The following is a 10,435-nucleotide window of genomic DNA, read 5'->3' as shown; positions in this document are numbered from 1 at the left end:
TATAGATTATTATAATACGAAACGGATTAAGGCAAAATTAAAAATGAGCCCAGTACAATACCGGACTCACTTTTATCAAGCTGCCTAATGAAATAACCGTGTCTAACTTTTAGGGGTCACTTCAATAGTCCGCTCTTTTATGATGCCTCCTTATGTTCCGTGGAATGTTTAACACTCCCCAGTCTCTTTAGTTTATTCCACCCTACCGCTACTCCTCGAAGCGATGAGAATATAGATTTAATGACAACATAAGTCATAAATTGACGATAAATAAAACGTTGTAAAATTAACCATACTAATGGTTTCGGATTTTCTTCCTCTAATTTAAATGCGAACAGAGAAGCGAGAAGATCCATTAAAAAGAATACAAAATAAAATCCTAAAACTTTTAGCGGATTACTACTAAATAGTCCTATAATCATTAATATATCTGCAAAAGGAGCAATGAATTGCAGAACATATTGGAATAACCACATGTTAGGCAGTGCAATAAACCCTAACGTTTTATGTTTTGAATTACACAACGCTTTTCGATGTTTCCAAAGACATTGAAGTGTACCATATGACCAACGATATCGCTGTTTAATGAGACTTTTCACATCCTCAGGTGATTCCGTAAAAGCATGCGCTTTTTCTTCATATACAATTCTATGCCCTTGACGTAAAAATGTAATAGTAAGATCGGTATCTTCTGCTAATGTATCTTCGCTTAAATATCCAGATTCAACTACATTCTTCTTGCGCCACGCCCCAATTGCTCCTGGAACGACTGTAATACAATTTAACTCATCAAAAGCTCTACGTTCTAAATTAAACCCTGTAATATACTCAACATGTTGCCAAGTAGTTAACAAATTCCGTCTATTCCCCACTTTGACATTACCTGAAACTGCAGCTACATTCTGATCTTCAAAGTGTCTAACCATTAAAGAAATAGCATCTTGCGCAATAATAGTATCCGCATCTAAAGTGACAATGATTTCTCCTCGCGATTGTTGAAACCCTAGGTTCATTGCCGATGATTTCCCGCCGTTTTCTTTCTGAATGAAACGAACTTTAGGGTGTTTATAAAATGTTTCTTTCATTACTTTTGACGTACCATCTGTCGATCCGTCATCCACAACAATAACTTCAAATTCTCTATAATTACTATCCAAAATTGAGTGAATCGTCTTAGCTATCACCTTTTCTTCATTATATGCCGCTATGACAACACTAACAAAAGGTTGATAGGACGAATTAATATAGCGAGATAACGTTTTTCTTTTCTGCTTCCTTGCAAAATAAATTAAGAATAAAAATCGAAAAATCCCTAATCCAATAGCAATATAAAAAATAGTTGTTAATATATGCTTAAAATATCCAGCTCCTGAAAAGACAGCTTTATTGTAAAGTAAATATTGCTTCCCCTCAGAAGAAACAGGAGGCATAATTTCATCTCGTTCTTTATTCATTAAATCTGAAATTGTTACAAAACTATATCCATGCTTTTTTAGGTCTTTAATAATGATTGGGAGCGCCTCTACTGTATGTGTACGATTCCCTCCCGCATCATGGAGAAGAATAATATTTCCCTCTCCCTTATAAATGGGATTAAGAGCACGCTTTACTAATTCATTTGTTGATGGTGTTGCCCAGTCTTCGGGATCAACTTTTTCCGCTACCATTGTATAGTTCATATTTTGTGCACGTAAAATAGGCAATATTTCATTTGATGAATCCGGGTTAGCATCCGCTTCATATGGCGGTCTAAATAAAACCGTAGAATGTCCAGTTACTTCCTGAATTAAACGTTGCGTCGTATTAAGTTCTACTTTCGTTCGTAGTAAAGACGTATCAGCTATGTTAGGATGCTTGAAAGTATGATTGCCAATTTCATGCCCTTCATCGTATATTCTTTTTACAATACTAGTATTTAGTTGTGCGTTTTCACCAAGTACAAAAAAAGCAGCTTTTATTTGATTCTCTTTTAATATATCTAAAATTTCTGGCGTATATTTCGGGTCTGGTCCATCATCAAATGTTAATACTACTTGTTTCCCATTTGGTTTTCCATATCGTTGCACTTCATATGCAGATGGTAAGGATTGATATACTTCATCTGTAAGGTAACCATCTTTGCCTACTTTAAAATCTCTCAATCCATTTTTTCTTTCATTCTCAATCTGTAAAATTTCACCTTGTCCAGAATAATTTACTTCATCTAAACTATTGATTTTATGTAATACATTAGGATTTTTTTGTGCCTCAATCGGATTTTTTAAAACTTTCCATATTGTAGGGTCTTCTGCTCCTAGTCTCCATAACGCAAATCCCTTTGCATGATTGTCCATTGCGATTTTCACTTGATTATAAAGAGTTACACCGTCTAAGAACCAAGCAGTATGTTCTTTCCCTTCTGTTTTATACCTAAAATAAGGGTTTCCACTCATTTTATCCCATTGAATTTTCATATTTGAATCATGAGCCATTGCCATAACTTCTGAGAAAGTTAAAGACTTCGCAGCTTCTTTACTATTTACTTGCCAATCATATCCATAGTTACCGAAAGCAACTATAAGCTTATTAGACGGAATATTCAGTTCTTTCAATGTATGTTGGAACCATTTATTTGAAGCAATTGCTCCTGGTTCCCCGGCTCCATAGTGCTCATCGTACATCATTACAATCATTCGATCTATTATTTTTGCTAACGCACTATAATCAAAAGCCTTATCATTAGCTGGAACATCTTGTGTAACGAGCAAATCATGTTGATGAAATTCCGTAGTAAGTTCTTTCATAAAATTTGTTAAGTTTTCTCTATCACTTTCAGGTACGGCCTCAAAGTCAATATTAATTCCTGAAAAATGATTCTTTTTAACTTGGCTTACTAAATCATTAATAAACTTTGTCTTTACATCATTTGAGGAATTCAGTAACTTATGAATTAGCCCACTATCAGGACCAGAAGCTTCCTCAGTATAGTTAGTAAGCAAAGGCATAATCTTCACTTGATTTTTTTCTGCCAACTTTACTATCTCAGGTTTTATCTCACTTCTAATCGTTAAATCTGCTTTTAAATGATACCACTCTGGTACTAACGTAGTTAAGGAATCGATATTTTCTTTTAAAGAAGCGGTACTATTTTCATCCCAATTTACATAAAAACCATACACTTCTTTAGGTTGTTTACTATCCTTCGGTGGATTCACCAAATTTTTATTATCCTTCGTTTCGGTATTTGGGTTAAATTCTTCCTTCTTTAACTGCTGATCACTAAGTTTTTGATTAATTGGTACAAGTTTAGTATCTTGTTGTACAGCGGTATTCATATTTGGAATTTCTGGTGTTGAAAAAATACTTTGAAAGAAAAAATAGAATACAACACCTACACTAACTATTGAGATACATAGAAACCAAATAAAGGCTATATTTCTCCTTCCTTTCGGATCATAAAAAACAGGTTTTTCTTTATCTTTCTCTTGTTGAATGTTTTTCTCCATTATATTTTTCACATACTCCTTCTTAATAGAACTATAAAATAATAAAGTGCAACTTTAATCAGCCCTCACCAATTGGGCATTTACAAGCAGCCCAACTCCCACCTAACTTCTTTGCCCCAGCCAAATTTTGAGATGGGAGTTTTACTGCCCACAATAGCGAGAGAAATCCTTTTAGCTTTGAAATGAATCTCTCACTTCCATATTCTATTGATTCTTCTTTTCATTCCCTTGCTGGTGGCCTCTATTTTCTTGTTGAGACCCCCTACCATTGTTCCCTTGCTCGTTTCCATCATTTTCTTTCTGAGACCCCCTACCATTGCTCCCTTGCTGATTTCCATTATTCCCTTGTTGAGATCCTCTTCCATTGTTCCCTTGCTGATTCCCATTATTTCCTTTTTGAGATTCTCTTCCGTTGTTCCCTTGCTCGTTCCCGTTATTTCCTTGTTGAGATCCTCTTCCGTTGTTCCCTTGCCCATTTCCATTATTCCCTTGTTGAGATCCTCTTCCATTGTTCTCTTGCTGCTTTCCATTATTCCCTTGTTGAGATCCTCTTCCATTATTCTCTTGCTGCTTTCCATTATTTCCTTGTTGAGATTCTCTACTGTTATTCTCCTGCTGATTCCCTCTATTTTCTTGCTGAGATTCTCTTCCATTGTTTTCTTTTATTTGCTTCGATGGCTGTTCCTCTGTTTTCTTTTGTTCTTTCTGCTCTTGCTTTTCATATTTTTTTTCGTCTACAGGAGATAAATCCATTGATGCATCAGGAGATGACTCCGGCTGTGATTGCACCTCTTCTTCATTTTCCACCGGATTAGGCGGCGTGGCAGGAGGAGTAAGCGATTTGTTTTTCTCATTCTCTTGCTTTATATAGACACCTGTGCCAATTCCAGCTTTTCTAGCATTCTCTCGTACTTGCATCGTGCTACTTTGATATTCAACTGTAATATGTTTTAACTCATATTCTTTCTTCAATTCTTTCATTGCCTTTTCTAACTGTGGTTCTAGCGCCTTGTCCTTTGCAACTGCTGTTAGCATAACTTGCTTATCATTCGTTAAATACTTATCCTCTTGGCTTTGCTGTATAATAGTACGTACTACTTCTTGCAATTGTTTATTTTCCCATTGCTTCAATTCTTTTAAAATACGCCTTCCATCATCATTACAAGCCTGTAAATCTATAACACGAAAATCCTTCGTTACGCTCACCTCTAAACTTGGATTTATATCAACTGAGACGTAAGCAAATACTTTTTCTTCTGGTTGGTTGTAGAAAAACAGCACTGCAAATAGAAAACAAGCAACAAGTATTGATGCAGGTTTTAAAAAGGAAGGGATCGAAAAATGCGATGCTTTTTGTTCTTGCTCATCAAATGAGATTTCCTCCCCAATCATGCAAGAATCCCCTTTTCTTTTACACGTAATAAACTCTCCATTTGGTGTTAAAACAACTACGCTATGCTTTTTTATATCCATCACAATTCCTTTATTCATCATGCTTTTCCCCTCTTATGTAATCCAGAATATATGTATAGTTGTTTGCAAAAATAATACACATTGCAATAATGTATTTTCTATGTCGTTCCAACGTTTTACGACTTACCCTAACACGCGGTTCAATATGTTTAAGCGGTAACTTTTTCTTTCGGAACAGCTCTTCCATCATTTCCTCTTCTTTTATAATAATTTTTACAATTTCTATTAAGTGCTCACGCGTATCACGATGCTTAGGAGATTCTTTAGCAAGCTCTGAGAATGTGATTTTAAACTCAGCTAGCACACTTTGAAAATGAAGAATTTCCTCCTTACGGTTACTATTTTCCATCTCTTTCATATACTCTGTAAGCGACACTTGCATTTCTAACATTTCCTCTTGCTCATCTTCTTTTAAAAAGACAAAGTTATGTTTAGACTCCTTACGTATATAGTCAATTACATCTCTTTTTATAAGAAGATCAGCAAACGCTAAAAAGGATTTTCCTTTTGTATATGAATACTGTTCAATTGCTTCGTTAAACGCAAACAATCCAATGCTATATTCATCATCCTGTTCTGTAATATACCGGCGGCAGACAGATGAGATTGATTTTCTAATAAAAGGCTGATACTGTACGATAAATGCTTCTTTATCTTCTTCATTATTTTGTATGTTACATACGATATCTTCTATTTTTGGTTTTCTTAAGATCTTCATTACTAAACTCAACACTTGTAATCTCCCAGCCTCCTTCAAATAGCAAAATGGCCACTACACAAGTGACCATTTAACCAGATTTTCTTGGTACTTTTCTTCGGTCTTGTTTTCTTGCTGTTAGTTATATTTTTAGAGTCTAAAGTCTTCTTAATGATTTTTCCTTTTCTCTCGGCACTACAGTTAAGTTTGTATTTTTATCTACTTTCTTATTTTCTACCGTTCGTTTTGCTTATTCTTTTTCTATTTTATCTGCAATCCTTGAATAACTCTCCTCTATATAATTGGTAATTTAATCCTTTTATTTCGAATGCCCACTTAATCTAGTAATTTTATTAATACTTCTATATTTTTTCCTAATTATTTTTCTTCTATTTATTTTTTTCACTATACATATTCGGCGGAGTACAAAGTTTTATGGGGGTCAAAAAATATTTTTATAAAAAAATATATATTTATTTCAAAAATAAAAACCATCAATTTGAAAAAGGGTAATCAAATTGATGGTTTTCTTATAATATCTATTAAATTAAGTTGGATTCTCATCATATCTAAAAAAGTACTAGCTATCCTCTGCCGATTTTCTCCATTTTCATCTTTCTTGGTTATCATAATATGTCTTATCTGCGTATTTTCTATCATTTCCTTTTAGATAAGCTAAAATTACTTTTGGATTTTTAAGTAAAGTCCAGTCTCCATATGTATCAAATCTTCTGCATGAAGTTATCATTCCATTTTTAATAGTACCGAATTTCTTATTATTTTTCTTTCCCCACTCTTTTAAACGTTTAGCGAAATCTGCATCTTCTGCCATAAACATGTTTTCATTAAATCCGTTGATTGCCATAAAGTCTTTTCTATAGCACCAAAAAATCCCTACAGATATAGCTCCGTACTTAAAAAGTAAGGGGATTATGATTAACATTGCGGAGAGAAATATTCCTAAAGATATTCTTTCAAACTTCCCATTTACCCCACCACCAATGTATGTACCTGAAGCTAAATATTTATCTACATTAGACAACATAGACTCTGTCATTATGGTATCAGCGTCTATAGTGACGATTATTTCTCCATTAGCTATTTTAGCCCCTGCATTTCGAATTTTAGATAAGTTTTTATCGTTATTTTTCAATGTAACACAATTATAAGATTTTGCTATTTCCTCTGTTTTATCTGTGCAACGATTTAAAACAACTATAACTTCCGTTTGCTCTTTATATGCCTCTGATGCCTTTGCAATTGAATCTAAACATTTTCTAATGTACTTTTCTTCATTATGCGCAGGAATTATAATAGAAAACTTCACATCTTTTTTCAAATTAACTCCTGAAGATTCGTTTGTCTCAGTCATAATATTCCCCCTTATTTTATAAGGTAAATATCTACTATACATAAATTATATTAATATTTATTAGGTTATATTATAGAAACTGACGGTAAAGAGGCTCTTACTGTCGACGTTCAAAAGCAAGACGTACAGCAAGCCCCGTTAAAACACTTGCCATAAGCCAACGCTGCACTCGTAGCCACGTTGGGCGTGTGCCAAACCATTTTGCAATTTTACTTGCTGTACATACAATTACAAGGTTAACTATAAAGCTAACAGTGATTTGCGTAAGCCCCAAAACTGCACCTTGAAAAAGCAACGATCCCTTCTCTGGATCTTCAAATTGAGGTAGAAGTGATACATACAAAATAGCAATCTTTGGATTCAGAAGATTCGTCATGAGTCCCATCAGAAATAATTTCCTTGGTGGCTCATTAGAAATCATACGAGGTTCCATAATAGATGTAGCACCCGGTTTAATCGAATTCCAGGCGAGCCAGAGCAAGTAAGCAGCACCTGCCCACTTTACTGCTTCATATACAGCGGGAACAGCAACGAATAGAACTGTAAGTCCAAACATAGTTGCGATTATATAGATTACAAATCCGAGCATGATGCCCAATAAAGAAATAAATCCCGCCATACGTCCTTGCGTAATGGAACGGGAAATGAGGTAAATCATATTAGGCCCAGGTGAACAAACCATGCTAAGCGAAACAATTGCAAAAGCTACCAATGTACTCAAACTGACCATAAACCTTCCCCCTTTATTTTACATAAAATTTCCTATTGTACATTTTATCATGATTGAGGAGAGAAAAGATTAATATAAAACGATGCAGCTAAGTAATATTATCGGATCGAATGTATTGTAATCACATACTTCTCATTCTCTTAAGTAAGGATCTAAGAGTACCCTATACATAGAGCTACTAAAACCACTACAAATAAAGCAAAACAACATGTGATATTTCGAATCCATTTTTGTATATCACCAAAATACCTTTCTATAAATATAGCGTTGATAGTAAGCATAAGAAATAAAACAAAGAAAAGCAGCGAGGTATAGGTCCATTTTTATCTTCATGGCTGGAATTATACCCCTTACCAAACTTCTAAATAAAATGTATAGCTGAGTAGTTACCTTATTTTTCAAAAAAACATTCCAATTATTTCTTTTTCACTTCTTCTACAAATTCCCATGTCTCTCCGTTATCTTTTGATTGATAAAGTGCACTACTATCGCCATTGTAGTCTCCATCTGCCCCTTGTCCAACTAACATATTAAAAACCCCATCTTTCTCATATGGCATACTAGGTGAATCAAAAGGACTTATTGTGGACTGTGTATGATCTAATTTCACTTCATGCGGCGGATATTCTACCTTTTTAAAAGATACTCCCCCATCATCTGTGCGATATAACTCTCCTTCATTACCAGAAGGCCTAATTGCTCCTAAAAACCCAAGTTTATCATTTATAAAAGTGATTCCTGATACACTACCAATCCCCCCATTAAATGGGTCTGGATTGATAACCTCCCATGTTTTCCCTTCATCACTAGTCTTGCTTAATGAATAAAAGGCGCTCCCTAATGCTTTATCTGTCATATTTAGTTTATAACCAACTTCTTTCGATAGGAAAAACTGTTCTTTTTCATTCTTTAAATCTTGTTGTTTCTTCTCTTTAAGCATATCTTCTTTTGGAGGCGTCTTTGATTTACTCCAACTTGCGTCACTTATTAAATTATATCTAGCAGGGACTAGCTCTTGCTCTTTTCCAGGGACAAATATAGATACAGTATATCCAATGATATCAGAAGCTGCTTTTTTAAGACTCTGCCCCTTACCATCCTCAGTAATATTAATAATTCCCTCTGTATTGGATCCCCAATTCCTTTTTCCATAATAAATCAACCCATACTTACTTTCATTCCATTTTTTGACCGTTTGCTTAACTGGGATCGCCTTAACCGTTTTAATTAAAGGTTCTACTAATTTATCATCATTATAATCAGGCTTTGCATATCCATCTCGTATTATAGTAATATCCTCTGATTTCTTCTTATTATAAGAGATTAAATAAGTTTCTTCTTTCCCATCAACATTTTTCCCATAAACAAATGTATCAAACGCTGTGATTGTTCCATCTGAATGAAATGTAAGATCAAAATCAGTTGCCATATACAATTTCTTTGGCAAAGGATATTTTTTATTTATATCTTCAAAAATACCTTCTACTCCAGATTTATATATATTATTATGTTTAAGTTTAACTGACCTTTCATGTTTTAACTTTTCTATAAACCATGCCAATTTGCCATTGTAATTTATTGCACTTTTATAAATCTGCATCCCATAAAATGATGTAATTGTAACAATAATGATAATAGAAATGGATCTCCATACTATTGAATTAGTTAATTTTTTAGATTTATATTCTCTATTTTTCATCACCCGCATTGTAGTAAATGCAGTTATGGATATAAAAAGTACTATACATAATAACATAATATAAATATTATAATTCATTCTTCCGTACTTACAGTATAAGGCCAACTCATAACAAAAAATCCCATATACAATTATTAGTATTGGATTTGTTACTAATGACAGAAGTATCCTTTTTGTATTTTCTCTAAATATAGAAACCACCCCTAATTACATGAATTACTGATATTAAGTATACTTTATTGTAAAGTAACAAAAAAGCTATTTAATCTTGCCGCAAAAAATACAATAGACATCTTTCTATTAAAGCCGTTTACAAATCTAGTTGTTTCATAGACAATGGATTTTTGAGTGAATACTAAAGTTGCTTCATTTATATGAATTACAAATCCAAGCATGATGCTTAATAAAAAAATAAATCCTGCCATACGCCCCTGTGTAATGGAATGAGAAATAAGATAAATCAAAATAGGCTCACCATACTAAGTGAAACAAGCGCAAAAGCTAGCAAAGTACTCAGGCTGACCGTAAACCTTCCTTCTTTATCTTACATAAAATTTCCTATTGTACATTTTATCATGATTGAGGAGAGAAAAGATTAATATAAACCGATGCAGCTAAGTAATAGTATCGGATCAAATGTAGTGTAATCACATATTTCTCATTCTCTTAAGTAAGGACTAAAAATAACCTATCCATAGAGCTACTAAAACCACTACGAATAAAGCAAAGCAACATGTAATATTTCGAATCCACTTTTGTATATCACCAAAATACCTTTCTATAAATATAGCGTTGATAGTAAGCATAAGAAATAAAACAATGTAAGTAAAAGATCCCAATTTATCGTTAAATTTTTCATTAGTAAATGTACTTACATGAAGGAATAGAAAAACAAACGTTACTATGAATAGCTCAAATAATCTTTTTTTATTCAATCTGCCACCACCTTACAGGAATTCCCTTTTATTCCATTTTATCA

Annotated in this window: 8 protein-coding genes and 2 pseudogenes; 1 reads left to right on the top strand and 9 read right to left on the bottom strand. The window is 33.6% G+C overall.

Going from position 1 to position 10,435, the window contains the following annotated elements:
* Positions 1–88: IS3 family transposase (locus H6481_RS21705; RefSeq protein ID WP_139358419.1), on the top strand; the 88-nt coding region annotated here is incomplete at its 5' end.
* A gap of 49 nt (positions 89–137) precedes the next feature.
* Here H6481_RS21705 and H6481_RS21700 read toward each other — a convergent pair.
* From H6481_RS21700 to H6481_RS21660, 9 genes and pseudogenes are all read right to left on the bottom strand, one after another.
* A complete protein-coding gene (locus H6481_RS21700; protein ID WP_182813203.1) occupies positions 138–3,485 on the bottom strand; it encodes a glycosyltransferase in 3,348 nt (1,115 codons plus the stop codon).
* 204 nt (positions 3,486–3,689) lie between these two features.
* Complete coding sequence (locus tag H6481_RS21695) at positions 3,690–4,979, bottom strand: anti-sigma factor domain-containing protein (RefSeq protein WP_182813201.1); 1,290 nt, start codon at positions 4,977–4,979, stop codon at positions 3,690–3,692.
* A complete protein-coding gene (gene sigI / locus H6481_RS21690; RefSeq protein ID WP_002082432.1) occupies positions 4,969–5,691 on the bottom strand; it encodes an RNA polymerase sigma factor SigI in 723 nt (240 codons plus the stop codon). The genes H6481_RS21695 and sigI overlap by 11 nt, the downstream gene beginning before the upstream one ends.
* A gap of 574 nt (positions 5,692–6,265) precedes the next feature.
* Complete coding sequence (locus H6481_RS21685; protein WP_182813199.1) at positions 6,266–7,027, bottom strand: glycosyltransferase; 762 nt, start codon at positions 7,025–7,027, stop codon at positions 6,266–6,268.
* Positions 7,028–7,124: 97 nt separating this feature from the next.
* Positions 7,125–7,757: a LysE family translocator gene (locus tag H6481_RS21680; RefSeq protein ID WP_023522590.1), complete on the bottom strand. Its 633-nt coding sequence runs from the start codon at positions 7,755–7,757 to the stop codon at positions 7,125–7,127.
* Between the two features lie 152 nt (positions 7,758–7,909).
* Positions 7,910–8,056, bottom strand: a pseudogene (locus tag H6481_RS21675) (DUF3963 domain-containing protein); the annotation flags it as partial.
* A 116-nt stretch (positions 8,057–8,172) separates the two neighbouring features.
* Positions 8,173–9,657, bottom strand: a complete 1,485-nt coding sequence (locus H6481_RS21670) for a glycosyl hydrolase (RefSeq protein ID WP_081366353.1) — start codon at positions 9,655–9,657, stop codon at positions 8,173–8,175.
* 170 nt (positions 9,658–9,827) lie between these two features.
* Positions 9,828–9,934, bottom strand: a pseudogene (locus tag H6481_RS28960) (LysE family translocator); the annotation flags it as partial.
* A 199-nt stretch (positions 9,935–10,133) separates the two neighbouring features.
* Positions 10,134–10,391: a DUF3963 domain-containing protein gene (locus H6481_RS21660; protein ID WP_001036214.1), complete on the bottom strand. Its 258-nt coding sequence runs from the start codon at positions 10,389–10,391 to the stop codon at positions 10,134–10,136.
* Positions 10,392–10,435 lie beyond the last annotated feature (44 nt).

Source organism: Bacillus sp. ME78 (genome assembly GCF_903970865.1).
Lineage (GTDB): Bacteria > Bacillota > Bacilli > Bacillales > Bacillaceae_G > Bacillus_A > Bacillus_A cereus.
Note: the sequence above shows the minus strand (reverse complement) of the source record. Positions and strands in the feature narration are given on the sequence as shown.